At 49.2% G+C, this 24,807-nt stretch carries 25 protein-coding genes; 23 read left to right on the top strand and 2 right to left on the bottom strand.

What is annotated here, in order from left to right; translation table 11 throughout:
* The first annotated feature begins 27 nt into the window (after nt 1-27).
* From fliJ to BFW38_RS11975, 21 genes are all read left to right on the top strand, one after another.
* Nucleotides 28-480, top strand: coding sequence for a flagellar export protein FliJ (fliJ, locus tag BFW38_RS12075; protein WP_068999033.1), 453 nt, complete (start codon nt 28-30; stop codon nt 478-480).
* Nucleotides 481-617: 137 nt separating this feature from the next.
* A complete protein-coding gene (locus BFW38_RS12070; RefSeq protein WP_068999031.1) occupies nt 618-2,222 on the top strand; it encodes a flagellar hook-length control protein FliK in 1,605 nt (534 codons plus the stop codon).
* Between the two features lie 172 nt (nt 2,223-2,394).
* Nucleotides 2,395-2,913, top strand: coding sequence for a flagellar basal body-associated FliL family protein (locus BFW38_RS12065; protein WP_068999029.1), 519 nt, complete (start codon nt 2,395-2,397; stop codon nt 2,911-2,913).
* A 45-nt stretch (nt 2,914-2,958) separates the two neighbouring features.
* A complete protein-coding gene (fliM, locus tag BFW38_RS12060; RefSeq protein WP_068999027.1) occupies nt 2,959-3,933 on the top strand; it encodes a flagellar motor switch protein FliM in 975 nt (324 codons plus the stop codon).
* 120 nt (nt 3,934-4,053) lie between these two features.
* Nucleotides 4,054-4,605, top strand: coding sequence for a flagellar motor switch protein FliN (gene fliN / locus BFW38_RS12055; RefSeq protein WP_084004624.1), 552 nt, complete (start codon nt 4,054-4,056; stop codon nt 4,603-4,605).
* A 25-nt stretch (nt 4,606-4,630) separates the two neighbouring features.
* A complete protein-coding gene (gene fliO / locus BFW38_RS12050; protein WP_068999025.1) occupies nt 4,631-5,050 on the top strand; it encodes a flagellar biosynthetic protein FliO in 420 nt (139 codons plus the stop codon).
* 127 nt (nt 5,051-5,177) lie between these two features.
* Complete coding sequence (fliP, locus tag BFW38_RS12045; RefSeq protein WP_084004817.1) at nt 5,178-5,834, top strand: flagellar type III secretion system pore protein FliP; 657 nt, start codon at nt 5,178-5,180, stop codon at nt 5,832-5,834.
* 30 nt (nt 5,835-5,864) lie between these two features.
* Nucleotides 5,865-6,134 (top strand): flagellar biosynthesis protein FliQ, encoded by a 270-nt coding sequence (fliQ, locus tag BFW38_RS12040; RefSeq protein WP_068999023.1) that lies wholly within the window; start codon nt 5,865-5,867, stop codon nt 6,132-6,134.
* A 30-nt stretch (nt 6,135-6,164) separates the two neighbouring features.
* Complete coding sequence (gene fliR, locus BFW38_RS12035; protein ID WP_218186417.1) at nt 6,165-6,935, top strand: flagellar biosynthetic protein FliR; 771 nt, start codon at nt 6,165-6,167, stop codon at nt 6,933-6,935.
* Nucleotides 6,935-8,074, top strand: a complete 1,140-nt coding sequence (gene flhB, locus BFW38_RS12030) for a flagellar biosynthesis protein FlhB (protein WP_068999021.1) — start codon at nt 6,935-6,937, stop codon at nt 8,072-8,074. The genes fliR and flhB overlap by 1 nt, the downstream gene beginning before the upstream one ends.
* Nucleotides 8,075-8,203: 129 nt before the next feature.
* Nucleotides 8,204-10,324 (top strand): flagellar biosynthesis protein FlhA, encoded by a 2,121-nt coding sequence (gene flhA / locus BFW38_RS12025; protein ID WP_068999019.1) that lies wholly within the window; start codon nt 8,204-8,206, stop codon nt 10,322-10,324.
* Nucleotides 10,325-10,555: 231 nt separating this feature from the next.
* Nucleotides 10,556-11,899 (top strand): flagellar biosynthesis GTPase FlhF, encoded by a 1,344-nt coding sequence (gene flhF / locus BFW38_RS12020; protein ID WP_068999017.1) that lies wholly within the window; start codon nt 10,556-10,558, stop codon nt 11,897-11,899.
* Between the two features lie 163 nt (nt 11,900-12,062).
* Nucleotides 12,063-12,797 carry an RNA polymerase sigma factor FliA gene (locus BFW38_RS12015; RefSeq protein ID WP_068999015.1) on the top strand — a complete coding sequence of 245 codons (735 nt, stop codon included), beginning with the start codon at nt 12,063-12,065 and terminating at the stop codon, nt 12,795-12,797.
* 80 nt (nt 12,798-12,877) lie between these two features.
* Nucleotides 12,878-13,252 (top strand): chemotaxis response regulator CheY, encoded by a 375-nt coding sequence (locus tag BFW38_RS12010; RefSeq protein ID WP_068999013.1) that lies wholly within the window; start codon nt 12,878-12,880, stop codon nt 13,250-13,252.
* A gap of 46 nt (nt 13,253-13,298) precedes the next feature.
* The gene (locus BFW38_RS12005) at nt 13,299-14,096 is read left to right on the top strand and encodes a protein phosphatase CheZ (RefSeq protein WP_068999012.1); all 798 of its coding nucleotides are present in this window, start codon (nt 13,299-13,301) and stop codon (nt 14,094-14,096) included.
* Between the two features lie 12 nt (nt 14,097-14,108).
* On the top strand, nt 14,109-16,265 hold the full coding sequence (locus tag BFW38_RS12000; RefSeq protein WP_068999011.1) for a chemotaxis protein CheA: 2,157 nt from the start codon (nt 14,109-14,111) through the stop codon (nt 16,263-16,265).
* Nucleotides 16,266-16,566: 301 nt separating this feature from the next.
* Nucleotides 16,567-17,742, top strand: a complete 1,176-nt coding sequence (locus BFW38_RS11995) for a protein-glutamate methylesterase/protein-glutamine glutaminase (RefSeq protein WP_069000441.1) — start codon at nt 16,567-16,569, stop codon at nt 17,740-17,742.
* A gap of 46 nt (nt 17,743-17,788) precedes the next feature.
* Complete coding sequence (locus BFW38_RS11990) at nt 17,789-18,595, top strand: ParA family protein (RefSeq protein ID WP_068999010.1); 807 nt, start codon at nt 17,789-17,791, stop codon at nt 18,593-18,595.
* Nucleotides 18,592-19,644, top strand: coding sequence for a chemotaxis protein CheW (locus BFW38_RS11985; protein ID WP_084004621.1), 1,053 nt, complete (start codon nt 18,592-18,594; stop codon nt 19,642-19,644). Before BFW38_RS11990 ends, BFW38_RS11985 begins: the two co-directional genes overlap by 4 nt.
* A gap of 85 nt (nt 19,645-19,729) precedes the next feature.
* Nucleotides 19,730-20,218, top strand: coding sequence for a chemotaxis protein CheW (locus BFW38_RS11980; RefSeq protein WP_068999009.1), 489 nt, complete (start codon nt 19,730-19,732; stop codon nt 20,216-20,218).
* A gap of 51 nt (nt 20,219-20,269) precedes the next feature.
* On the top strand, nt 20,270-20,719 hold the full coding sequence (locus BFW38_RS11975; protein WP_218186416.1) for a DUF2802 domain-containing protein: 450 nt from the start codon (nt 20,270-20,272) through the stop codon (nt 20,717-20,719).
* A gap of 28 nt (nt 20,720-20,747) precedes the next feature.
* On the opposite strand, the gene BFW38_RS11970 is transcribed toward BFW38_RS11975, so the two are convergent.
* Together BFW38_RS11970 and fliK are read right to left on the bottom strand one after the other, a co-directional pair.
* Nucleotides 20,748-21,083: an EscU/YscU/HrcU family type III secretion system export apparatus switch protein gene (locus BFW38_RS11970; RefSeq protein WP_068999008.1), complete on the bottom strand. Its 336-nt coding sequence runs from the start codon at nt 21,081-21,083 to the stop codon at nt 20,748-20,750.
* 60 nt (nt 21,084-21,143) lie between these two features.
* Complete coding sequence (fliK, locus tag BFW38_RS11965) at nt 21,144-23,102, bottom strand: flagellar hook-length control protein FliK (RefSeq protein WP_068999007.1); 1,959 nt, start codon at nt 23,100-23,102, stop codon at nt 21,144-21,146.
* Between the two features lie 176 nt (nt 23,103-23,278).
* On the opposite strand from fliK, the gene ccmA reads away from it, so the two are divergent.
* Together ccmA and ccmB are read left to right on the top strand one after the other, a co-directional pair.
* The gene (gene ccmA / locus BFW38_RS11960; RefSeq protein WP_068999005.1) at nt 23,279-23,938 is read left to right on the top strand and encodes a cytochrome c biogenesis heme-transporting ATPase CcmA; all 660 of its coding nucleotides are present in this window, start codon (nt 23,279-23,281) and stop codon (nt 23,936-23,938) included.
* Nucleotides 23,931-24,656: a heme exporter protein CcmB gene (gene ccmB / locus BFW38_RS11955; protein ID WP_084004620.1), complete on the top strand. Its 726-nt coding sequence runs from the start codon at nt 23,931-23,933 to the stop codon at nt 24,654-24,656. Before ccmA ends, ccmB begins: the two co-directional genes overlap by 8 nt.
* The last annotated feature ends 151 nt before the right edge of the window (nt 24,657-24,807 follow it).

The following is a 24,807-nucleotide window of genomic DNA, read 5'->3' as shown; positions in this document are numbered from 1 at the left end:
GCATCAATCGCTTATAGGGGTGAGTTCATGGCGTCATCACATCGATTATTGCCTGTTTTGCGCCTTGAAAAGCAAAAAGAAGACCAAGCCGCTTTAGCTTTGGGGTACTTGAACCAGCAAATAGATCAAGAGCGTTCAACATTATCACAGCTGGAAAACTATCAGCGCGAGTACTTGGATATGATGTCTCAGAATGGCCAAGCAGGGCAGGTCGTGAATATCCAGTCTATGATGCGCTATCAGCAGTTTGTTGAGCGTTTGGAGAAAGCCCAGCATCAACAGAACGATCAAATTGCCCAGTTATATCGCCAGCATGAGCAAGTCAAAGCGCACTGGGTAGAAAAACGAGCGCGGGTGAAAGCATTAGAAAACTTGATTGAACGTGATCAACAAAAAGCCCAACAATTCGAATTGAAGCGTGAGCAAAAGCAATTGGATGAATTCTCAAACTATCGCTTTGCACGACAATCGCGCTGGTAAGTTGCACTTGAAGTATTGATTATCGAAAAAATAATGCCTGCAGATCATTTCTTTATGGTGTTGCCTGCATGTTGGTACAAGGCTTGCATTAGATTTGAAAACAGTTGCGTGATTTGGTCTTCAGGGTAGGGAACGGGATGGCACAATCGAGTCTTGGCATACTATTACAAACGGCATCGGCAGGGTCTTTGAAGCCGTCAGCTCAGGCGACACTGAAATCGCCGGCTCAAGCCCCAGCGTTTGGTCAATATCTAAACGCCGGCCGGTCTTCATCTCGTGCTGATCAGTCTTTAGATCGGGTATCGAAAGAAACAAATGTTCCGAATAGGTCTCAGAATGCTGTTTCTAATAATGAACGTGACCGTGTGCCGAATAAGACTGTTGCGACGACTCAACATGGTGCCTCAGCTGATACAGCTCAGAATAACGCTCGTGAGTCTACTGAAACAGCGAAAGTGAAAAGTGCCGAGTCGTCATCTGCGGGAGACACTCAAGTCGGTAAAAAGAAAGGTGCTGAAGACCCTGCTTCGAACGCCCGTCTCAGTCCTGAGGGCGGCAAGTCCATGCCGGATGAAGGACAAGCTCTGCCGTTAGACGATAAAACTCGTGATGTATTGGCTCAGTTTGATGATGAGCAGTTGAAGAAAGTGTTGTCGAAACTTACCGAATGGCTCAATCAGCATCCTGATGCAGATCTAGATCAACTCAATTTATCTGATGAGCTGAGGGCTCAGCTTGACCAACTCTCAGGTGAGCTGGGGTTGAAATTTGGTGATTTAGAGGCAGCAGTGCGAGAGCTGGCAGCAGCATTTCAGCAGTTGCCTGAAGGGCAACATTATCGATTGGCCTGGCGTGCTGATTCGATTGGGGAAGATGGCAAACGCTTTGAGCTGGTGACTGTACGCTTATCTCCGTCTTCGGAAGTGGCTCAAGCAAACTCAGCAAAATCTCAAGAAGCGTTAGTGTCTGAAGTCGTGGATAAATGGCGGCAACAGCAGGACTCATCGCAACGTGAGCTCAGCTCTGGAAAGCAATCATTAGATCAAGCTGCCTCGAAGCAGCAGCAAGACATGCTCGCTTCAGAGTCGTTGTTTAATCGTTATGTGACGAGCCAGAAAGAACAAAAAATGGCACTAGGTATGAATGCGCTCGGTATTAATGCCCAGGATGGCAAAGGCCATACTCGGACCGATTCATTACAACAGCTGATACAGACAGCAGGGCAAGGCTTGCAGCAGCTCCAGTCTTCTAGCATTAATGCCAGCCGTACCAGTGTACCGGCTTTACCCTTGATGACGGCTCAAGCTAATGCAGCGGCACAGTCGAATGCCAGTGCTTTAGTGGAGCGCATTGCCATTATGCAGTCGCGTAATATGAAGATTGCTGAGATTCGCTTGGATCCTCCTGAGCTAGGAGCTTTACGCATTCGCATTCATATGCAAGGTGATCAGGCCAATATTAGCTTCCAGTCGCCTCATGCACATGTGCGAGATGCGCTGGAGCAGTCAATGCCGCGCTTACGCGATATGTTAGCGGAGCAAGGGATGGATATGGGGGAAGCGAACGTCGCAGATCAACAGCATGGTGAACGCAGTATTGCTGAAGATATGGCGGCAGCTCATGATGGTTCAGAAGGTGCTTCAAGCTCGGCACAAGAGAGCGGCATTGAGCTTGATGCTGATGGGGTTAGCATTTCGGTGCCCCAGCGCCAGCTTGTTGGGTTGGTGGATGCTTATGCGTGATGACTCAATGGGTGAGGTTATTCATAAATGACTCGGTGTCAGTGAGTTCTGTTAACCTGAACATAAGCGTTAGTATGGATGTTGAAAACGTGTTGTTTTTGCTTTGATTGTTAATCCATTCAATGAATTAAATAGAGCTTTCTCTTGTATAGTCTGAAAGGAAGGTTATGCCATGGCAGATGATTTTGACGAAGATGAAGGCGGCAAGTCCAATAAACTGTTGCTGATCGGTGGCATTGTTATGGGGCTAGCGGTCGTGGCTGCTTTGGCGGTTGGCGGGACTTTGTACTTTTTAGATCGCTTGCCTGGGTCTGGTGGTGGGCAGGAAGAGGTCGTAGATAAAGCGCCTATGAGTGGGCTTCAGCCTAGTTCTGCGGTTTATTATAGCTTTGAAAAGCCATTTGTATCGCCTTTTGCCAGCGAAGGAAGTGGTAAGCGTCAGCGATTTATGCAAGTGCGCTTTGCCGTAAAAGCGGAAACGCCTGAGGCGATTAGCGTCATTGAAAAGCGGCTTCCACAAGTGTTGAATGATGTGAATCAGCTGTTGCGTCGGCAGGACTTTGCCACAATGCAAACCGTTGAAGGTAAAGTGCAGCTGCAAATGGCGGCTACAGAAGCTGTACAAAAAGTAGTTCAGGAAGAGTCACAAAACATTGATACTGTACTGATTACTGACTTTGTCATGCAGTAATTCAGATACGGTTAGACGGCCACGTTTTGGAAACAGGTAGCTTTTATGGCAGTACAGGATCTGTTGTCCCAGGATGAAATCGACGTACTGCTGCATGGCGTCGATGATGATGATCTTCCTGACCCCTCGGAGGCAGGCGCATCGGGAGATGTGCAGGCTTACGACATTACCAGTCAGGATCGGATCGTCCGTGGGCGGATGCCCACGCTGGAAATGATCAATGAACGCTTTGCCCGTTATACGCGCATTAGCTTGTTCAACCTGATGCGACGCAGTGCCCATGTCGCCTCAGGTGGCGTGCAGATTATGAAGTTTGGTGAGTATGTTCATACACTGTATGTGCCCACAAGTCTTAACTTGGTCAAAATCCGTCCCTTGCGAGGCACTTCATTATTTGTGATGGATGCCAAGTTGGTGTTTAAGCTTGTTGATAACTTTTTTGGCGGTGATGGGCGCCATGCCAAAATTGAAGGTCGCGAATTTACACCGACTGAAATCCGTATTGTTCAGAAAGTATTAGAGCAAGTGTTTGTCGACCTTAAAGAAGCCTGGGCGACGGTTTTGCCTCTTAATTTTGAATATATTGGTTTTGAAGTGAATCCGGCGATGGCGAACATCGTCAGCCCCAGTGAAGTCGTGGTTGTCAGTACTTTCCATATTGAGCTTGATGGGGGCGGTGGTGATCTTCATATCACAATGCCCTATTCCATGATTGAGCCTGTGCGAGAAGAACTGGACTCAGGGGTGCAGTCTGATGTCGATGATATTGATGAACGTTGGGTTCGTGCGCTGCGCTCAGACATTATGGATGCCCATATTCCATTGAACGTTAAAGTGGTCGAGCGTCAATTGACGTTGCGCGATATTGTCAATTTGGAGGCGGGCGACATTATTCCTGTCGATATGTCTGAGCATGTACAGCTCAATGCGAATGGTGTGCCTGTGTTTAAGTGCAAGCTTGGGCGCTCTGGAGATAATTTAGCGCTAAAAATTGCAGAACAGGTGAAGTTGCAGCGTTAGCATTGACAGTGTGTTCGGTTCGAGTCTCTGGCTCGATTAGTTAAAGTTGGGCTTTTGCCCAAATGAATAGCATATGGGGCGGTGGTTTTACCGACTCTTTATCCGTTAAGGAAGTGGCTCATGAGTGACGAAAACAATCAGGATCAGCCTAAAGACGATAACCTCGATGATTGGGCATCGGCTCTGGATGATGAGCAAGGTGGTGAGGCTGCCGGTAGTGATGACTTGACTGATGATTGGGCCGCAGCTATGACGGAAGAAGAGTCTTCATCTGATGACGATGGGATGGATGACTGGGCTGCGGCCATGGCCGAGCAGGATGAAACCGATAGTGCGGACTTGACTGAAGATGATATCCAGACGGCACCTTTAGATTATCTAGAAGATGAGTCGCCAGACTTTGACTCCGATAATCCTAATCTTGAAGTCATTATGGATATTCCTGTGACGATTTCTATGGAGGTCGGCAGTACGGAAATTGCGATTCGTAATTTATTGCAGCTCAATCAGGGCTCCGTGATTGAGCTTGATCGTTTAGCGGGTGAGCCTCTAGACGTTAAAGTTAATGGTACTTTAATTGCTCATGGCGAAGTGGTCATGGTGAATGAAAAGTTTGGTATTCGCTTGACTGATGTCGTGAGCCCGTCTGAACGTATTAAACGTTTACGTTAAGATGTTCATCTGGAGCTTGATACTCATGATGCTTCCGCCGCTTGCCCAGGCGTCGGAGGCATCGAGCGTTTCTGGGGCTGGCGTGGGCTCAAGTATGCTGCAAATGATTGCCGGACTTATGGTCGTCATTGCTTTAATACTTTTGCTGGCTTGGACTGCCAAGCGACTTCGTTTAACCCCTAATGCCAATACCCATGGCATGAAAGTGATCATGACGCATGCGCTAGGGCAGCGCGAACGCCTCATGTTAGTCGATATTGGCGGTAAGCATTTGTTATTAGGTGTGACTTCACATCAAATTTCATGTTTACACGTGTTTGATGAGCCTGTGGATATGACGCGTCCTGATAACCCTGGGTTTAAACAAATACTAAAGCATTGGCGTCAACCTGACACGACATCAACGCCTCAAGGCTCAACGGAAAGTAGGTCCTCTCTTGATTAATTTCTTGGTGGCTCATGTTTGGCGTGAGCATAAATCGATTGTCGGATGGGGTCTTCTGATTGCTTTGCTGTGTGCATGCTTTTCGGCTCCGGTCCTTGCCGCTCCAGAAGGCATTGACGCACTCAAAATGACCCCTGATGGAGAGGGCGGAGAGACTTACTCTGTAACATTGCAAATTCTGGCCATCATGACGGCGCTGACGTTTATTCCAGCGGCCTTAATCATGATGACCAGTTTTACGCGTATTGTGGTTGTGCTGGCGATCTTGCGCCAGGCGTTGGGATTACAGCAGACCCCTTCAACTCAAATACTGATCGGGTTGGCGCTTTTTTTAACGATGTTTATCATGACCCCAGTTTGGGAGCGGGTTAATGAAGAGGCATTGCAACCTTATTTGAATGAGCAGATGGGGCCTGTTGATGCTGTTAAACAGGCGAGTCTCCCGCTTCGTGAGTTTATGTTTTCACAGACGCGAGAGGAAGATCTCGACCTCTTTGGCCGTATTGGTGGTTATAAGGTATTTGAGGATGAAGAGGATGTGCCTTTTACGGTTTTAGTGCCTGCGTTTGTGACGAGTGAGCTTAAAACGGCTTTTCAAATAGGCTTTATGTTGTTCATACCGTTTCTGATCATTGATATGGTTGTCGCCAGTATCTTGATGGCCATGGGTATGATGATGTTGTCGCCTATTATTATTTCGCTACCTTTCAAGCTGATGCTTTTTGTACTGGTTGATGGCTGGTCTCTGGTTATGGGTACCCTGGCCGCAAGCTATGGGTTTTAGCAGGCAAAGCATGTCGAGGAGGAATAGACCATGAATCCGGGCGAAACGCTTGATCTGTTGCGTCAGGCACTTTTCCTCGTCATTACGATCGTCGCCATTGCGGTAGTGCCAGGTTTGCTTGTGGGGTTAATGATCAGTGTATTTCAGGCGGCGACCCAGATTAATGAGCAAACATTAAGCTTTTTACCGCGATTGTTGGCCACTTTAACCGCTTTGATCGTTGCCGGCCCTTGGATTGTCAATCAACTCATGGAGTTTATGACTAATCTAATGACTAATATTCCTTATTTGATTAGTTAGCCTCGCATGTTGCCTTTTTCTGATCTGCCAATGACCGATGCCACCATTGGTGCCTGGATTGGCAGCTTTCTGTGGCCTATGGTGCGCATAGGCGGCTTTTTTATGGTTGTCAGTTTCTTTGGTGCGCAAACGGTTCCTGCACAAGTCAAGATTGGCTTAACGCTTTTTACAACCGTACTTGTGGCTCCGCTTTTGCCTAAAATGCCGCCTTTAGATGCTTTAACGGTGAATAGCTGGTTAATTGTCGCGCATCAGTTGTTAATCGGTGTTGCACTAGGCTTCATCGTGAAGCTATTGCTTGAAGTTTTTGTGGTGTTTGGCCAAGTCATTGCGATGCAAATTGGTCTTGGGATGGCGCAAATGAATGATCCCGTCAATGGCATTAGTTCGACGGTATTAAGCCAATACATGCTTTTGGCCACAAACCTTATGTTTCTAGCCACCAATGGTCATATTGTCGTTTTAGACACCTTGATTGAGAGTTTTCGTGTTATTCCTGTTGGGGCTGAGGGATTTACACGGGAGCGGGCATGGCTGCTTGCCCAGCAAGGGAGTTGGCTGTTTTCTGGCGGCGTGATTATGGCGTTACCTATTCTTGTCGCGAAATTGATTGTGAATGGAGCGCTGGGTATTGCTACTCGTGCTGCCCCCCAATTAAATATTTTTACGCTCGGTTTTCCTGTGATGATGATCATGGGGCTCTTTGAGTTATGGGTTTGGATGTCGGACTATTTGTTCTATTACGATCGTATGGCGCGGGATATTTTTGAGCTCATGCGGAACTGGATCGGAGTGCCCTAATGGCACAAGAAAACGAAGACGGCCAGGAGAAGTCGGAAGAGCCGACGTCGAAAAAATTTGAAGAGGCGCGAAAGGAGGGGCAGGTTGCCCGTTCAAAAGAACTGAGCACTTTTTTACTGCTACTGTTTGGTGGGATGTCGATTCTTATTTTTGGTGCTTGGGTGGCAGATGCCGCGATTCAGATGATGCGCTTTAATTTTTCGATAGACCGGGAGGCGGTGACTTCAACTTCCATGATGGCCATCCATTTGAAAAACTCGGCCATTATAGCCTTACAAGTGATATTGCCCATTTTGTTCGCCTTGTTTTTATCGGGCATTTTGTCTCAAATCGCAGTGGGGGGGTGGAACTGGAGCGGTAAAGCCATAGCGCCTAAAGGCAGTCGCATGAATCCCGTTAAGGGCATTAAGCGAATCTTCTCTAAGAACTCTGTTGTTGAGCTAGGCAAAGCGACTGCGAAGCTTTTTCTCGTCGGGGGGACGGCTGTTGGTATTGTATTAAGCCTGAAGAATGACTTCACTGCTTTGGGGTTTATGGCGCCCGAGCAAGCGATGGCGCGAGGGGCTTACATGGTTCTGTGGGCTTTTGTTGCGATCAGTGCTTGCTTGATTGCTGTCGTGTTAATTGATGTACCTTGGCAACTTCATCAGCATAAAGAACAGCTGAAAATGACGAAACAGGAGGTGAAAGACGAGAATAAAAATACGGAAGGTAACCCTGAAATTAAAAGCCGCATTCGTCGCTTGCAGTATGAGATGGCGCAGCGTCGCATGATGGCGGATGTCCCGAAAGCCGATGTTGTGATTACAAACCCCCAGCACTACGCTGTAGCACTACAATATGATGAACAAGGGAATAGTGCTCCTTTAATGCTGGCTAAAGGGGCTGATGAAATTGCTTTCAAAATCAGAGAGATTGCTCAACATCATGATATTCCTACACTTGAGCTCCCGCCTTTGACTCGTGCCCTGTATCATACCACCGAAATTGGGGATGAAATCCCACAGGCATTGTATATGGCTGTGGCACAAGTACTGGCTTATGTCTATCAACTACGTCAGGCCAAAGCCGGTCGAGTTAAACGGCCGAGTCATTTACCTGACATCGAGGTACCCGAAGATTTCCGGTACGATGCTTGAGTTCAGTAAGTGTGTATCGCGATTAACAATTTGCTGTATTTCGTCACAGCAGAGCGAGTTTATTTAGGTCCTTGATATTGGCATACTTCTTGTCTTTATTGGGGATGCCTTATCAATGGCAGGTGATGAATGGATCGTACGCAGCTGGCTAGCTCTTTTAGAAGCATCAAACAGGCACAAGTAGGCATCCCGCTGCTGCTGCTAATCCTGCTCGGCATGATGACGCTGCCGATGCCTGTATTCCTGCTGGATGTCTTGTTTACTTTCAATATTGCGCTTTCCATCATCATTTTGTTGGTGGCGATTTATGCATTGAAACCACTTGATTTTGCAGTTTTTCCGACCATTTTGCTCGTTGCGACCTTATTACGACTGGCGCTTAATGTGGCTTCGACACGTATTGTTTTATTGAATGGTCACGAGGGGGGGGATGCTGCGGGTAAGGTGATTGAAGCCTTTGGCTCGGTATTGATCGGTGGTAATTATGTCGTGGGTTTGATCGTCTTTCTTATTTTGATGATTATTAACTTTGTGGTGATTACCAAAGGTGCCGGACGAATTTCTGAGGTGAGCGCTCGTTTTACGCTGGATGCGATGCCCGGTAAGCAAATGGCGATTGATGCTGATCTCAATGCAGGTTTGATTGATCAGGAGCAGGCTCGAGCGCGGCGAGAAGAGATTGCCTCTGAAGCCGATTTCTATGGCTCTATGGATGGGGCGAGTAAGTTCGTTCGCGGTGATGCAATGGCCGGGATTATGATCCTGGTGATTAATATCATCGGTGGTTTATTAGTCGGTATGCTGCAGCATGACCTGTCATTTCAGATTGCCATGCAGCGTTATGTGCTATTGACCATCGGTGATGGCCTTGTTGCTCAAATTCCTTCATTAATTCTGTCTGTGGCGGCGGCCATTATCGTGACTCGAGTAAACAGCTCGGAAACGATTAGTGGGCAGGTGACTCGCCAAATGTTCGGGACCCCGCGAGCCTTGGTCGTTGCCGCAACGATTATGGCGGTTATGGGCTTAGTGCCAGGAATGCCCCATGTCGCTTTTCTGGGATTGGCGACCATTGCGGCGGGTATTGCTTGGCTGTTATTTCGCCATCAGCAAAAACTTGAAGCCGAACGTGTTGCTGCAGAACAAGCGGCTGCGATGCCGCCTGAAAAACCTGATGCTGAGGTCATCGACCAAAAGGAACTGGGTTGGCAGGATGTGGCGCCTGTCGATTTATTGGGGCTTGAAGTGGGCTACCGGTTAATTCCTTTGGTTGACCGTGCTCAGGGAGGGCAGTTGTTGGGACGAATCAAGGGGATTCGTAAAAAACTGTCTCAGGATCTCGGCTTTTTGATGCCGTCCGTTCATATCCGAGATAACTTGGATTTATCGCCAAATGCCTATCGCATTGTCTTAAAGGGCGTCACGATTGGAGAGGCAGAGGTTCATCCTGAACGGGAAATGGCGATTAACCCTGGGCAGGTTTATGGCCCTATTAACGGCATTAAAGGGCGTGATCCTGCTTTTGGCTTGGAAGCCGTATGGATTACGCCGGCACAGCGCGAAGAGGCGCAAACGCTCGGGTACACCGTTGTGGATGCAAGTACGGTGATCGCGACACAGCTCAACCAGGTGCTGCAAGATTATGCTTATGAACTCATGGGGCATGATGATGTGCAAAAAATGGTGGATATCCTCAGTGAGTCGTCACCTAAATTGGCTGAACAGCTGATCCCTGATAGTGTGACATTGTCTATTCTATTGAAAGTATTGCAAAGCTTATTGGTTGAACATGTGCCCGTGCGGGATATGCGTTCCATTGCTCAAGCGATTGTTGATGCGGCGCATACAACACGAGATCCTGTTCAGTTGACCTCTGCTGTTCGTGTTGCCTTGTCTCGATCAATTGTTCAGGCGATTACAGGGCCCAGTGACCACCTTCCTGTAATCACACTGGCGCCTGAGCTTGAACAAATGTTATTGAAAAGTGTGCAGCAAGCCGCTCAGCAAGGCGGTGAAAGTGATCAACTTGTGCTTGAACCTGCGATGGCTGAGCGGTTGCAACATTCATTAGCTGAGGCCGCTCAACAACAAGAAATGCAGGGCAATGCTGCGGTGCTTGTGGTTGCTGGGCCTGTGAGGCCTGTCATGGCGCGTTTTGTACGCTATGGTATTCAGAATGTTCATGTGCTTTCTTATCAGGAAATTCCTGATAATAAACAAATTACAATCGTGGCGACTGTGGGACAATGATGCCGTTTATCATGAGGTATCATATGCACGGCTTGTAAGTATATTGTATCGAAGTTGTTGTTTTTTAGCCGTTTTATGGCGCATGCTGAGGTTAATAAAGTCTATCATGGTGTTGAAGGGTCGAGTATTTAAGCATTTTGCTTGCGGTGTATTGACTCTCCTTATCTTGTGCAGGTTATGAATGGCGGCATGTGGAACGTTAATGATATCGAGGTTGCCGGAGTTGATTGAATGCGTGTGAAGCGGTTCTTTGCGCCGACGATGCGACAAGCGATGCGTCAAGTTCAGGAAGAACTTGGGCCTGATGCTGCAATTTTGTCGCGTAATCATCGAGATGGGGGCGTAGAGGTGGTTTGCGCGCTAGACTTTCATGAGGCGGAGCAGACAGAGGCTAATCCTGTGTCGTTATCAGGTTCTGATGTTTCACTCGGAGCTTCTTCTGATCGGCTGAGTAAACAGCTTGAAGGTGAGGATTTAAAGAGAGAGCTGGAATCCGCTAGACAGCGTATTCTTGAAGGGGCTCGCTTTGACAGTGGTCTAGATGACAATGCGTTTCAGAAAAGAGCGCAGGCTCGCCAGCTAGGGGGTTATGCCGAGCAGTTGAGGCATGCAGAACAGGGGGCTGATTCTGATCGAAGCCGCTCATCCCGAGCCTCGGAGTTGCGTCATTCTACAAGTTCGGCGCACGAACAGGTTGTACTGGATGCGATGCAGGCGGAAATCCAAGGGCTTCGTGAGCTTTTGAGAGAGCAAATGCGTGAGCAGGGTGATATGCGCCACCCACTTGAAGCGATGCTTAGGCGACGACTTTTAGCCCAAGGGTTTACAGAAAAATACATTAAACGCTTATTAGAGCTCAGTGCTATAGAAGGTATTGATGACTCTACTCAAGCCTTGGATATGATGTTGCAGCGGCTCAAGTTAGATTTGCAAGTTGTTGACGAAGAGCTGATTGATCGCGGTGGTGTGGTGGCATTAATGGGGCCCACTGGCGTAGGCAAAACGACGACAATCGGGAAATTAGCTGCTCGCTATGTGCTTAAACATGGTCCCGATGGGTTGGCCTTGGTGACGACAGACTGCTATCGCATTGCGGCATACGAACAGTTGAGGACATTTGGACGTATTTTGGGGGTGCCGGTGCGTGTCGTTGATGAGCGTAACTCAATGGATGAGACGCTTAAATCATTGCGCTCCAAGCAACTTATTTTAATTGATACTGCCGGGCTCAATGTACGCGATCCCAATATGATGACCCAGCTGAATTTGTTAAACAGTGCCAAAGCGAGGATCCGTCGTTTTCTGGTATTGCCGTGTACGAGTCAAACCGAAGTGTTGTCCGAAACTTATGATGCGTATCATCCATCAGGCCTGAATGGCTGTGTATTGACTAAACTGGATGAGGCACGCCGTTTGGGTGATGTGCTGGGCTTGGTCGCGGAACGTCGTTTGCCGTTGGCCTATTTGGCAACAGGTCAAAAGATTCCAGATGATTTATCGTTGGTTAATCGCGATGTACTGATTCAATTATTGAACGAAACATTACTGTCTAGTGACGACGGTTGTGCAATATGAAGCAGACTGTTTTGTTTTATTAATGGTGCACTCAATTCGCATTGAATCAGTGGAGCACTTAAGTGACCGCTGTTATGCTGCATTCAGTAGGTGTGTTTTAAAGGCCTTGATCATGCATCACTCAATGGCGGTGGAAAAAGTCGGGACGAGACGGGACAACAGGATGGCTGCAGTCAAGGGGCATGATCTCTATGCTCGTAATCAGCAGCTGGCTGATGGTCAGCTGGTTGAAAAATATACGTCTCTGGTGCGAAGAGTGGCCCGACACCTTATGGGGCGCTTGCCTGATCATGTTCAGCTAGAAGATTTGATGCAATCAGGGATGATTGGCTTAATCGAAGCTTCAAGAAAGTTTGAAGCGGATAAAGGGGCAAGTTTTGAAACTTATGCCGCAATTCGTATTCGAGGCGCTATGCTTGATGAGGTGCGGCGGCATGATTGGGCGCCCCGGTCTGTGCATCGAAATGGGCGTAAAATTGCAGAAGCTGTTAAGCATATTGAGACCCGAACGGGACGAGATGCACGTGATTTAGAGGTGGCTGAAGAGTTAGGCATGAGTATGGATGAATATCATGCTTGCTTGGCTGATACTGCAGGTACGCGACTTTTCAGCTTTGATGAACTGACTAATCAGGATGATTCACCGTATGAAATTCCTGATGGTCACTTGCCCAGTCCGCAGGGTGAACTGGAAGAAAATCGTTTTCAGAGTGCGCTTGCTGATGCGATTGAAGGTTTGCCTGAACGGGAGAAACTGGTATTAAGTCTCTATTATACAGAGCAATTAAATCTCAAGGAGATTGGCGCTGTGCTCTCAGTAAGTGAGTCACGGGTCAGCCAGATCCACAGTCAGGCCGCAATGCGATTACGAGGCCGACTTTCGGGGTGGAAAGGCTGAGATCAAAAGCCGCCATCTTGTTGTAATATACCCTTGACCGCTGCTAGCAAGGTTTAACGGAGGTTGCCTTGGATAAGAACATGAAAATTCTCATCGTGGATGACTTTGCCACCATGAGAAGAATCATCAAAAACCTGTTGAAGGACTTGGGGTTTCACAATACCCAAGAAGCCGACGATGGTACGACTGCTGTTCCGCTACTTAATTCCGGTAACTTTGACTTTTTAGTCACCGACTGGAATATGCCGGGTATGACGGGATTTGACTTGCTGAAGCATGTCCGGGCTGATCCGAAGTTAAAAGATCTTCCGGTCTTGATGGTGACAGCAGAGGCGAAGCGAGAGCAGATTGTGGCAGCGGCTCAAGCCGGTGTTAATGGCTATATTGTGAAGCCATTCACAGCTGCAGTGCTCAAAGACAAAATCGAAAAGATCTTCGAACGTATTGAAGGTTGATTTTGGATTTTGCAGCACCTTGGCTTAATGGCGACAGGGTCGAGCTATGACAGATGAACAGCACGAAAGTGGTGAATTCGAGCAAAAGCTTCGAGAGGCCACAGCTGAGTTGACAGAGAGCATCGCAAAAGGAGATCTGACGGAAGCAGTTAACCTGCTCCAACAGATTAATGATGAACGTCACCGAAATCTCTACCAAGAGGTTGGGAGACTGACTCGAGCGTTGCATGATGCCATTAATAATTTCCACATTGATTCGGGTTTGAATCCGCAAGCGAGTCAACAAATGTCGGAAATGGCGGATGCTTCTGATCGGCTCAATTATGTCATCGGCATGACTCAGGAAGCTGCTAATACCACTATGGATAAGGTGGAAGAGTGCACACCGATTAATGACAATATTGGTCGGGAAGCCTCACAGCTTAGAAAAGAATGGGCCAAGCTTATGAGTCGCGAAATGAAAGCAGATGAGTTTCGTGGGCTTTATAAGCGCATTGATCTCTTTCTGGAGCATGTTGAAACACAATCCAATGTCCTTTCAGAAAAGTTCGGTGAAATTACGCTAGCACAAGGCTATCAGGATCTTACTGGGCAGGTGTTGAAGCGTGTGAGCAATTTAGTTCATGAAGTGGAATCCAGTCTGGTAAACCTGGTCTGCATGGCTGGACAGGTTGACCGTATTACCGGCATCCGACATCCCCAGATGGCCCAGCAGAAACAGGTGGCCAAAGAAGAAGGTGATGGAACACTGCCCGAGGGGCCGATTGTGTCGCCGGATAAACGTAGCGATGTGGTTGCCAATCAGGATGAAGTGGATGACCTTCTTTCTAGTCTCGGGTTTTAAAGGAGTCATTGGATGAGTCTTGATGTAGACCAGGAAATTTTGCAGGACTTCCTCGTTGAGGCGGGGGAAATTCTTGAATTGTTGTCAGAACAGTTGGTCGATCTGGAACAGGCCCCAGATGACACTGAGCTGCTGAATGCGATTTTCCGAGGCTTTCATACGGTCAAAGGGGGGGCAGGCTTTCTCCAGTTGACACCGTTGGTTGAGTGCTGCCACTCCGCGGAAAATGTGTTCGATACCCTGCGTAAACATCAACGTCAGGTCACCCCTGAATTGATGGACGTGGTATTGGCTGCGTTAGATAGCGTCAATGAGATGTTTGAGACGGTGCGCGGCGATGAAATGCCAGAAGAAGCTGATGAGGCTCTCATTGAGCAACTGGTTTATTATGCAAAACCGGAGAGCGAAACAGGCCCCGCGCCAGAGGTGGCTTCTGCTCCGGTTGCCGAGCCTCCACCGAGTGCTGCGGTTGAGCCAGAGCCTGAGATCACCACGGATTCTCCTGAGTCTGATAGTGGCGATATTACGGATGACGAGTTCGAGTCACTATTGGATGCCTTGCATGATGGCAAGGCGCCCACTGCACCACAACAGCCCTCAACGGTCGCGGCAACAGGGGGGGCGGCAGATGGTGGTGATGAGATTTCTGAAGATGAGTTTGAGAATCTCCTAGACCAGCTACATGGTAAAGGGAAGGGGCCTGGCGCTGAGTTATCTTCGGAATCCTCGCCCGAGCCTGCGGCAGCGGATATCTCGGTGGCGACCAGTGGCAGTGAAGATATCACTGAGGATGAGTTTGAAGCGCTGCTCGATCAGTTGCACGGTAAGGGGAAAGGGCCTGTTGATGTCCATCCTCACACCGAGGCGCCGTCTTCTCCTCAGCCAAAACCGCCTGTTGCACCTAAACCTAAAGCGGCCGCTGCGGCTAATAAAGATGGTCAAAACTTACCTGCTCAGCAGGGTAAGGCGCCCGCTAAGAAAGAGCCTGTGGCTGATACCACTGTGCGCGTTGACACTTCTCGCCTTGATGAAATTATGAATATGGTGGGTGAGTTGGTGCTGGTGCGTAACCGTTTGGTTCGCTTGGGGTCTGAGAGTAATGATTCTGAGCTGGCTAAGGCTGTTTCTAACCTTGATGTCGTCACCGCAGATTTGCAGACCTCTGTGATGAAGACGCGCATGCAGCCAGTGAAGAAAGTGTTTGGGCGTTTCCCTCGTGTTATTCGTGACCTTTCCCGTAAGTTGAAGAAAGAAGTTGCGCTGGAAATGATCGGTGAAGATACGGATCTTGATAAAAACCTGGTTGAAGCCTTAGCGGATCCACTGGTTCACTTGGTTCGAAACTCTGTTGATCATGGGGTAGAAACTCCCGATGAGCGTGAGCGTAATGGTAAGTCTCGCCAGGGTAAGGTCATTCTTGCGGCTGAGCAGGAAGGCGATCATATCTTGCTGACCATCTCCGATGATGGGGCTGGTATGGATCCTAACCGGCTGCGTCAGAAGGCCGTTGAAAAAGGATTGTTAGACCCTGATGCCGCTGACCGATTAAATGATCAAGAGGCCTTTAATTTAATTTTTGCGGCAGGCTTGTCGACCAAGGATCAAATCTCTGATGTTTCGGGTCGAGGGGTTGGGATGGATGTCGTGAAAACTAAAATCTCCCAGCTTAACGGCACGATCAATGTGTGGTCTGAGATTCATAAGGGCACCAAAATCAGTATTAAAGTGCCTTTGACGCTGGCGATTATGCCGACCTTGATGATTATGTTGAAGGATCAGGCTTTTGCATTACCGTTGGTTAATGTGAATGAGATTTTTCAGCTGGATATTACTAAGGCGAATGTGGTGGATGGCCAGGAGTGTTTGGTCATTCGTGATCGTACTTTGCCGTTGTTCCATCTGCGTCGGTGGTTGGTGCGCGATCCTGCCAAGCGTGTGATTGAACACGATGAGTTGAAAAGTGCTCATGTTGTCGTGGTCTCTATTGGTAACCAACAAGTTGGATTTGTGGTTGACCAGCTGATAGGGCAAGAAGAGGTGGTGATTAAGCCTCTGGGAGAGATGCTACATGGTACGCCTGGTCTAGCCGGGGCCACTATTACAGGAGATGGGCGCATTGCGCTGATTTTGGATATTCCTGGCGTGCTTAAGCATTATGCTCGTCGTTAACCCTGTGTTCTAGGAAGCCCTGTGCTCTGGTAACTGATCCGCTAAAGTTTGCTTGATAATCAAAGCGGGTCCCTTTTGCTCAAGACCACGATAGAAAAGTGAGGGGTCACTGTATTGTCATACACGATGTGTAGGCGCTACAGAGACCTCTTTTATCAGCAAGTCTTGTGAGCCTGTTGTATTACTACTGGTTTCTATTGAAGGTGACACACTGGGTCTTTTGGTTTCTGAAGGCTCAGAGGGCAAGCACACTAATTTAATGTCGGAGTTGTAATTAAATGATGATGAGGTGGCACTGCTCATGCCTGTAACAGTCTTGGTCGTGGATGATTCTGGTTTCTTTCGACGCAGAGTATGTGAACTGCTGTCGACGGACCCACGTCTCAAGCCGATTGGTACCGCTAGTAATGGCCGCGAGGCTATCGAGCAGGCGCTAACACTTAAGCCTGATGTCATCACCATGGACTATGAAATGCCTGTCATGGATGGCATCGAGGCGGTCAGGGAGATCATGCAGCGTCAACCCACTCCTGTCTTGATGTTCTCTTCTCTGACTCATGAAGGGGCGCGTATTACATTAAACGCCCTTGAGGCTGGGGCTGTTGACTACCTGCCGAAAAATTTTGAAGATATTTCACGTCATGCTGATAAGTTGGCGAGAGTTCTGTGCGATAAAGTTCTGACGGTTGCTCGAAGCCAGAGAGGAGTGTTGCGAGGTCAGCCCAATGCCTCCGCATTACGTCCTCCTGAATCACGCCAGCGACATGCTCCAGCCGAACCTTCTCCCAAGCCAGTGCCGGGAGGGTTGCGAGATCGAATTCAGCAGCGTCGTCAGGAAACTCAAGCTCGTCAGACTCATGAGCCGCGCCCTCCTGTTAAGCCTGCAGCCCGGCCAAAATCTAATCCTCGCCATTTTAGTTTAGTCGCTATTGGGACTTCGACGGGGGGGCCTATGGCTTTGCAAAGCTTGTTAACTCAGCTGCCAGCTCACTTCCCTGCACCTATTGTATTGATTCAGCATATGCCGGCGACTTTCACTGGTGCCTTTGCTGAGCGGCTGAATAGCTTGTGCAAAATTGAAGTGCGAGAAGCCCGTGATGGTGACGCGTTACGCCCTGGATTAGCTTTGCTAGCCCCTGGCGGGAAGCAAATGATGGTCGAAAAGCGTGGTAGTGGTTGTGTCAAAATTCTCGATGGTGACGAACGTTTAAATTACAAACCTAGTGTTGATGTCACTTTTGGTTCTGCGGCGAGAGTTTATCCGGGCAAGGTACTGGGTGTTGTGCTGACGGGGATGGGCGCAGATGGACGAGAAGGGGCTCGTATGTTGAAAGACTCTGGGAGCTTGATCTGGGCGCAAGATGAGGCCAGCTCAGTCATTTATGGCATGCCAATGGCAGTGGCTAAAGCAGGCCTGACTGATGAAATCATTAATTTAGCCGATATACCTGCGAAGCTGATCAGTGATGTCACGTGATAGAGTGATATTACATAAGAAGTGCTGAGTGGAATGGGGATCTGGTATGCATGTCTGGGCAGTTGCAAATCAAAAAGGAGGCGTTGGTAAAACAACGTCTGTCGTGACACTCGGCGGCTTATTAGCTGATCGTGGCCATCAAGTATTGCTATTGGATTTGGATCCCCATGGTTCTTTAACCAGTTACTTTAAGTACGACCCGGATAATGTTGAAAAAAGTGCTTATGAGCTTTTTCAACACCGACAGATGCCTGAAGACTTGCCCGCTTCACTTTTGCTTGATACCGGCCATGATCGTTTAAAAATTATGGCGGCTTCAACGGCATTAGCGACGCTGGAGCGCCAAGCCAGTGGCAAAGGTGGGCAAGGCCTTGTCGTTTCTAAGGCATTGGCCATGCTGTGGAATCGTTTTGATTATGTGTTGATTGATAGCCCGCCTGTGCTTGGATTGCTCATGATTAATGCACTGGCGGCTTGTCAGCAGCTGATTGTTCCTGTTCAGACTGAGTTCTTGGCCATTAAAGGTCTTGAACGGATGATGAGAACACTGCGGATGGTGAACAAGGCACGCAAACACGATCTTCCTTATGCCGTGGTACCGACACTCTATGATCGGCGTGCTCAAGCATCTGTTCAGAGTTTGCGCCTACTACGCAACACTTATGGCGACTCCATCTGGCATGGGATGGTGCCCGTTGATACTAAGTTTAGAGAAGCCAGTGTGGCTGGTATGCCAGCCTCAATGCTAGACCCCAATAGCCGGGGTGTGCATGCTTACTCTGTCTTATTGAAATTCTTGTTGGATCGGCAGAATGAACGGCATCGCCTTGATGCTGAAGGGGCTGTGTTATGAGTCAGCATGATGCCCATCAACAGGCCATTGAAGGCTATCTTGAGGCTTTGTTAACTGAGTCTGACGAGACGACATTGTGGGATTCTGCTCATAATCAATCGGAGTCTGCTCATAAACTGTTAGAGCAAGAGCCTGAAAATTCAGATTCACAGCAAGCTCAGCACTTACGTCAGTCAATGAATGCTCGGGCTGAAGCGACAGCGCCTCAGGCTCAAACTTCTGCTCCGGTAGAAGCACAACATGTTCCTGTTGCTGAAGTGAATCCTGGTCCTCAGGTCTTAATGCCTGAACTGTCAGTACCTGAGCCTGACAGCGAGCAGTTTGAAATAGCGGTTCCGGAGCCCACTACACCTGACGTTGAAGTTGACCTCAATGAAGAGGTCGCGCCTGATATTACAGAGCCAGAGCCAGAGCCAGAGCCAGAGCCAGAGCCAGAGCCAGAGCCAGAGCCAGAGCCAGAGCCAGAGCCAGAGCCAGAGCCAGAGCCAGAGCCAGAACTCGTTGTACAACATCAGGATCAGACTCCGGCGCCTCCTGCACCGCCTCAATGGAAAAATGGCCGCCCTCTTTGGGCTCAAGAACGGTTTGAGTGTTTATTGTTCAAGGTTAAGGGGTTAACGCTGGCAGTGCCTCTGGTTGAGCTGGGCGGTATTATTCGCGTTGAAAAAGAACCAACGCCTTTATTTGGGCAGCCCGACTGGTTCAGTGGTATGTTGCGTTCAAATGGGATGAATGTCTGCATGGTGGATACAGCGCAGTGGGTACTGCCTCCTCACCTTGCTCAGCAGAAAGATCCTTATCAATTTGTGATTCGGATACATGACAGCCACTGGGGGCTGTGCTGCAATCAAGTGGCTGAAGCCATTAGCTTAGGGCCGGAGCAGGTCAGATGGCGTACTCAGCTAGGGCGTCGTCCTTGGCTAGCAGGTACAGTCATTGATCATATGTGTGCGTTGATTGATGTCTCTGCTTTTGCTCGATTGTTGGAAGAAGGGCATGGTGATATGGCACCTGCCAATTTAAGTGTACTGGAAAATATTGAAGATTGATTCGAGGGTGTCAATCCCGTCACCCATGTACTAGCATGAGTCTGGCCGGGTTTGATTCCCGCGGGCAACAGAAGGGTTACGCATTATGTCGAGCTCACAAGAAATTCAGGCCAAAAGTGCCAATGATCCCGTGTTGCAGTATGTGACCTTCCGTTTAGCGGAAGAGACCTACGGCATCAATGTAATGCAGGTACAAGAAGTCCTGCGTTATAACGAAATCGCACCGGTCCCCGGGGCGCCAGACTATGTTCTGGGCATTATCAATCTGCGGGGTAATGTGGTGACCGTGATTGATACGCGACTGCGTTTTGGTTTGGCACCCAGTGAGGTATCAGATGCAACGCGGATTATGATTATTGAGGCCGATCAACAGGTGATTGGTATCATGGTCGACTCTGTCTCGGAAGTGGTTTATCTGAACCAGTCTGAAATTGAGACAGCGCCTAATGTCGGGAATGAAGAAAGTGCCAAATTCATTCAGGGCGTCTGTAACAAGAACAATGTTCTGCTTATTCTGGTCGAACTCAGTAAGATGATGAACGACGAAGAATGGGCGGAACTGGCGGCGATTTGATTAGGCTAAAGAATCGCTGGCTAGATACAGCGGGCAGTGTTGATGTGGGTGATGAATATGGATAGTGCCATGATGTATCTGGCTGGCGTTGCTTTATTGCTGGGCCTGATCACGTTGACGTTAGGGCTTGTTGCGCTTAGGCGTACACGTAGAATTCAGTCCGATGTCGATGAAGCTCGGCGTGAAACGCGGATGCTGGTGAATGCATTGCGTAATGAAACGCACGCAATGGGCAGTGGTGCGATTGGGGTTGGTCAACGATTGGTTGAAGTGGAGAAACGCTTGAATCAGACCGTTGAGCGACAACAAGAAATAGAGCAGCGTGATCCGGGGGCCTTACCTTATAACTATGCTGTTCGACTTGTTGAAATGGGCGCGTCTTCAGACGATTTAGTGAAAAATTGTGGTTTGGCGAGAGCTGAAGCGGAATTGATTACGTTAGTACACCGAGAGGTTCGTGGTGTCTCTGAAGAAGAGCATTATGAGGCTGTTGGTGCTTAGCTCATTCCTTATCGTCAAAAAGGTGCCATTAGCGATAGCGATGGCGCCTTTTTTGATTGAGGTCTTCTCGGGTGTATTCACCCTTGTGTTGACCTTCTTGCTGTAGGCCATAAATAAAAGCCAATACTTCTGCAATGGCGAGATAAAGGAGTTCTGGTATTTCATCCCCCAGCTCAAGATGGGCTAAGGCTCCAGCCAGGGAAGGGTCTTCATAAAGCGGTACATCGTGCTCTCGGGCAATCGCCACAATGCGTTCTGCAATCTCTTGAGCGCCTGTGGCGGTCACACGTGGTGGCGACATGCCATCATATTGGAGTGCAATAGCCTTTGGGGTGGGGGTGAACCTTTGTCGATGCACTTTCATGATTACAAGCTCATTGGTGTGTTGGGGTGACCTTGATGCGCACTCTTGAATCAATTTGCATCATATGTGGGTGTCGATCAAGCCACTTGAGCTAGTCCTTTCTGCTTTCAGACTGGGAGGCGTGCCGATGTGGCAGTCGACGTTTTCCACCTCGGCCCCAATACTTCTCAGTCGTGAAGCCAAAGACTCAACCGCTGATTGCATCTCTTTATAGGCGGATGCTTCTTCCACCCAGACGTCTGCTTTTAAGTTTTCTCCTCTCAATACTAGGTGGGTATGTACAACCCCCCAGTCATTCAGTTCAAATCTGAGTCGCACTTGCCAGGGTCGATCTTGAGCTTCACTCGTGCTGCCTTCTCCACCGCCTTCTTCATTAACATGTAAGCGGCGAATATCAAGGTGAGCGTTTTGCCATTCATTACGAACCATGTAGGGAATATCTGTTTGTAATACCTGGGCGGGCTGGCCTCGATCAAAAGACGTTTGTGTTTGCTGTAATGCGGCATGCTGCTGTACCTGAATACGGGCTAAAGCTCCCCCAAGTGCTTGGCGGAGAGCCTCCTGTGTTTGAACTGTCGGTGACTGAGCGGCATTGGCTTGTGATGATGCGGTGAAAGCCGTATTCGGTGTTGTCGTTCCCGGTGTTGGAATCGAGTTAGCGGGGGAGGTGCCTGCAGGATTTCCCGGTGTAGAGCTGAGTGCTTGGTTCAGCCCTGCGAGAGCGCCTTGTAATAGCGCTGCACGAATGCTCGTTGCTCCTGCCGAAGTGGGCGGGTTCATCGTGGCTAGGAGTGAGGCAGGGGAAGCACTTTGGAGTTGTTGAGCAGCTTGTTGAAACTGTGACGCTTGAGCGTTAGGTAAGTTTGAGCGTGCTGCCGTAGAGCCACTTGGTAATGTTGGGGTTGAGCTTGAAGGAGATGATGCCGCGGTGTTAGCCCCTTGAGCTGTCGTCGTTCCACTCGCTGTACTTGGCCTTGCCGCCGCATGACTGCTTGCCGTTGCATTGGGACTCGTCGCAGCGTTATTGGTGTTCGTTGAAGCGGGTTGTGAGGATGCGGGTGTGGAAGGGCTTTGGCCTGTTGTGTTTGAGGTCGAACGGTTGGCCATATGAGTGGTCGCCGTTCGGCCTTGGGCGCTTGATTGCTGTAAGAGCATCGCAGCAGCACGTTGTAATAGCAGTTTTAGATCCTGCTGAACATCACCTTTCCCTTGGGCCATACGAGCCTCCAGCAAAGGACCACTGGAATTGATCCAGTGCTTGATCTCTTGCGCGGAGGGCGGTTGATCCCCTTTGGGCACTTTATCGGTGATGGTTTGTAAAAGGCTCATCAAGTCTGGGGATGTCGCTTTCAGCTGTGGGAGTAGGTTTGTGATTTGCTGAAGCGTTTGTTGTAAAGACTGCTGTACGGGTAAGGCTTGACGTAATTGTTGACTGGCCAGTTGTAGCAGTGATTGCGTATCGCCTGCGGTACTGGCTTTATTCATTGCCGCGGCCGTTTGCTGAGTGACTTGCGGTTGACTGATTTCATTGAGGCGCTGGATCAGCTGCTGTTGCTGGGGTTCGGGCAGTTGTCTCACCAGCGCCGACAAAATTGCTGTTGAAGGGCTTTGAAAGGCTGTCGAAGTCGCTGGGCCCGCTTGCTGGTTTGTTTGGCTTGTCGTTGATAGCGCTTGTAAGGCGGCGGCGTTGGCGGCTGCTTGGGTGGTTTTCTGAGGTAATACTTGAAGGTTGACCTGCTGATCTTGGCGACCTGTGACGTTGATTTGAGTGCCTGGAGGAAGCGGGCGTTCGGTCTGTAAGGCCATGACGCGCCCATCACTTAATTGGACCCAAGTGGTATTAGCCGTTTTTGCCGCTGCAGCACTTTGCCCTTGAGGCGGAGGGATGACCTCTCCTGCCATCTGCTGACCGGCTGCCGGAGGCGTCCCAGAAGCCACTTTGATCGGTGCTGACTGAGTGATCGCTGTTCGTGATGTTTGACTCAGCTGTGTGGTGAGCTGTGGATCCAATGTCGACATATTCAGTTCCAACCCGATCAATTTTTTTGCCCAAGATCAACAATAGGGTTATCGGCCGCGATAAGCAAAACCTGTGGCCGTGATGTGTATAGCGGTTTGATAGGGATCATAGTAAAGTGGCGGCCGATATCAGAATCCTTGTTGGATTCTCTTCTGGATCGGCAGTGTAAGGTGCTATGACGGCCACTTCGTACGCCCCATTTTCTCTGACCGCTGAAGCGCTGGTCTGTCAACGCCATACTCAACGCCTGCTGCAGGGTGTCAATTTGAGTGTTGGTAATGGCGATCTAGTGCAAGTCGTCGGTCCTAATGGTGTGGGTAAAACCACGCTGTTACGCGTTCTGGCGGGCCTGCTGCCTCATGATGAGGGACAGCTATGCTGGCAAGGTGAGCCTTTATCTCAACAGCGTCTGGCATTTAATCAACACCTGTTATTTCTTGGTCATCTGTCAGGGGTTAAGCATGAACTGACGGCTTTAGAAAATCTTGATTGGTTGATGCAATTAGAAGGTGGCTGTGATGAACCTCGTTTAGTCGAAGCCTTGCAGCGTGTTGGTCTAGCGGGTTACGAAGACCATCTTTGCCAGCAGTTATCGGCTGGCCAGCAGCGCCGAGTGGCATTGGCCCGTTTGCTATTAACTGAACGCCCTTTATGGATTCTGGATGAACCTCTGACCGCGATTGATCAGGCAGGCGTTCAAGCCCTTGAGCAGCTTTTTCAGTTGCATGCTGCCCGGGGAGGCGCCGTTATTTTAACCAGTCATCATGCACTTCAGTCATTAACGTCATTACGGCAGGTTGAGATTATGCCGCCGGAGGATATGCTTGATGTCTGAAGCTTTTCGTCCTTTATCTCCAGTGTCACATCACCCGGTTCGGCTATCGCGTGTGCTTTGGGCTGCACTTAAGCGCGAATGGTGTTTGCAGGTCCGCCGCCGGGGTGACTTGATTAATCCGTTATTATTTTTTGCCCTGGTGACGATCTTATTCCCATTGGGTGTTTCTCCTGTTTCTGAGGTCTTGGCCCCGGTCGCATCCGGTGTGCTTTGGGTGGCCGCTTTGTTGGCCACATTGCTTTCTCTGGACGCTTTATTTCGACCTGACTTATTAGATGGCTCATTAGAACAATGGGTGGTCTCAGGGCAGCCGGTGGCGCCTTTAGCTTTGGCAAAAGTGATGATGCATTGGTTACTCGGTAGTTTGCCACTGATTGTGCTGGCGCCTTTTTTGGGCATGATGCTGTTTTTGCCTTGGTCTGCGGTGCCCGCCCTGATGGCAGCGCTTTTCTTGGGAACTGGGGTGCTGGCGCTAGTGGGAGCCATTGGCGCGGCATTGACCGCTGGGCTGGGAAAATCCGGCGTGCTATTAACTCTGATGGTTTTACCTTTATATATTCCGGTACTGATTCTTGGCACTCAGACGGTGCAGTACGCGATTGCCGGACATTCACCACTGCCCACATTGGCACTGCTGATGGCGATGTGGGTGGTGGCGTTGATGCTGGCACCTTGGGCTATTTCTGCCAGCCTCAAGGTTGTTGTGCAGGGGCAATGATGAGTCGTCGTACTGGAGCCTTGATCGGTGCAGGGGCAATGGGTGTAAAACACGTTTTTACGATGGGCCTGTACGATACGGTGCAAAACTCATGGTGCATGAGTCCCTGTAGATAGACGCAAGGTTATACAAAACTATTGATGGTCTTAAG

Source organism: Terasakiispira papahanaumokuakeensis, from assembly GCF_001709345.1.
GTDB classification, from domain to species: domain Bacteria; phylum Pseudomonadota; class Gammaproteobacteria; order Pseudomonadales; family Halomonadaceae; genus Terasakiispira; species Terasakiispira papahanaumokuakeensis.
The sequence above is the reverse complement of the archived record's forward strand: the minus strand, read 5'-3'. Positions and strand labels throughout refer to the sequence as shown.

What these genes read in the sequence shown, in the direction of transcription:
- BFW38_RS11990 (WP_068999010.1), top strand. Translation starts at nt 17,789, where the DNA reads ATGCATGTCTGGGCAGTTGCAAATCAAAAAGGAGGCGTTGGTAAAACA.
- flhA (WP_068999019.1), top strand. Translation starts at nt 8,204, where the DNA reads ATGGATCGTACGCAGCTGGCTAGCTCTTTTAGAAGCATCAAACAGGCA.
- BFW38_RS11980 (WP_068999009.1), top strand. Translation starts at nt 19,730, where the DNA reads ATGTCGAGCTCACAAGAAATTCAGGCCAAAAGTGCCAATGATCCCGTG.
- BFW38_RS11985 (WP_084004621.1), top strand. Translation starts at nt 18,592, where the DNA reads ATGAGTCAGCATGATGCCCATCAACAGGCCATTGAAGGCTATCTTGAG.
- fliJ (WP_068999033.1), top strand. Translation starts at nt 28, where the DNA reads ATGGCGTCATCACATCGATTATTGCCTGTTTTGCGCCTTGAAAAGCAA.
- fliR (WP_218186417.1), top strand. Translation starts at nt 6,165, where the DNA reads ATGACCGATGCCACCATTGGTGCCTGGATTGGCAGCTTTCTGTGGCCT.
- flhB (WP_068999021.1), top strand. Translation starts at nt 6,935, where the DNA reads ATGGCACAAGAAAACGAAGACGGCCAGGAGAAGTCGGAAGAGCCGACG.
- flhF (WP_068999017.1), top strand. Translation starts at nt 10,556, where the DNA reads ATGCGTGTGAAGCGGTTCTTTGCGCCGACGATGCGACAAGCGATGCGT.
- BFW38_RS12010 (WP_068999013.1), top strand. Translation starts at nt 12,878, where the DNA reads ATGAAAATTCTCATCGTGGATGACTTTGCCACCATGAGAAGAATCATC.
- ccmB (WP_084004620.1), top strand. Translation starts at nt 23,931, where the DNA reads ATGTCTGAAGCTTTTCGTCCTTTATCTCCAGTGTCACATCACCCGGTT.
- BFW38_RS12005 (WP_068999012.1), top strand. Translation starts at nt 13,299, where the DNA reads ATGACAGATGAACAGCACGAAAGTGGTGAATTCGAGCAAAAGCTTCGA.
- BFW38_RS11995 (WP_069000441.1), top strand. Translation starts at nt 16,567, where the DNA reads ATGCCTGTAACAGTCTTGGTCGTGGATGATTCTGGTTTCTTTCGACGC.
- fliN (WP_084004624.1), top strand. Translation starts at nt 4,054, where the DNA reads ATGAGTGACGAAAACAATCAGGATCAGCCTAAAGACGATAACCTCGAT.
- BFW38_RS12015 (WP_068999015.1), top strand. Translation starts at nt 12,063, where the DNA reads ATGGCTGCAGTCAAGGGGCATGATCTCTATGCTCGTAATCAGCAGCTG.
- BFW38_RS11970 (WP_068999008.1), bottom strand. Translation starts at nt 21,083, where the DNA reads ATGAAAGTGCATCGACAAAGGTTCACCCCCACCCCAAAGGCTATTGCA.
- ccmA (WP_068999005.1), top strand. Translation starts at nt 23,279, where the DNA reads ATGACGGCCACTTCGTACGCCCCATTTTCTCTGACCGCTGAAGCGCTG.
- BFW38_RS12000 (WP_068999011.1), top strand. Translation starts at nt 14,109, where the DNA reads ATGAGTCTTGATGTAGACCAGGAAATTTTGCAGGACTTCCTCGTTGAG.
- BFW38_RS11975 (WP_218186416.1), top strand. Translation starts at nt 20,270, where the DNA reads ATGAATATGGATAGTGCCATGATGTATCTGGCTGGCGTTGCTTTATTG.
- fliK (WP_068999007.1), bottom strand. Translation starts at nt 23,102, where the DNA reads ATGTCGACATTGGATCCACAGCTCACCACACAGCTGAGTCAAACATCA.
- fliQ (WP_068999023.1), top strand. Translation starts at nt 5,865, where the DNA reads ATGAATCCGGGCGAAACGCTTGATCTGTTGCGTCAGGCACTTTTCCTC.
- BFW38_RS12070 (WP_068999031.1), top strand. Translation starts at nt 618, where the DNA reads ATGGCACAATCGAGTCTTGGCATACTATTACAAACGGCATCGGCAGGG.
- fliP (WP_084004817.1), top strand. Translation starts at nt 5,178, where the DNA reads ATGACCCCTGATGGAGAGGGCGGAGAGACTTACTCTGTAACATTGCAA.
- BFW38_RS12065 (WP_068999029.1), top strand. Translation starts at nt 2,395, where the DNA reads ATGGCAGATGATTTTGACGAAGATGAAGGCGGCAAGTCCAATAAACTG.
- fliO (WP_068999025.1), top strand. Translation starts at nt 4,631, where the DNA reads ATGATGCTTCCGCCGCTTGCCCAGGCGTCGGAGGCATCGAGCGTTTCT.
- fliM (WP_068999027.1), top strand. Translation starts at nt 2,959, where the DNA reads ATGGCAGTACAGGATCTGTTGTCCCAGGATGAAATCGACGTACTGCTG.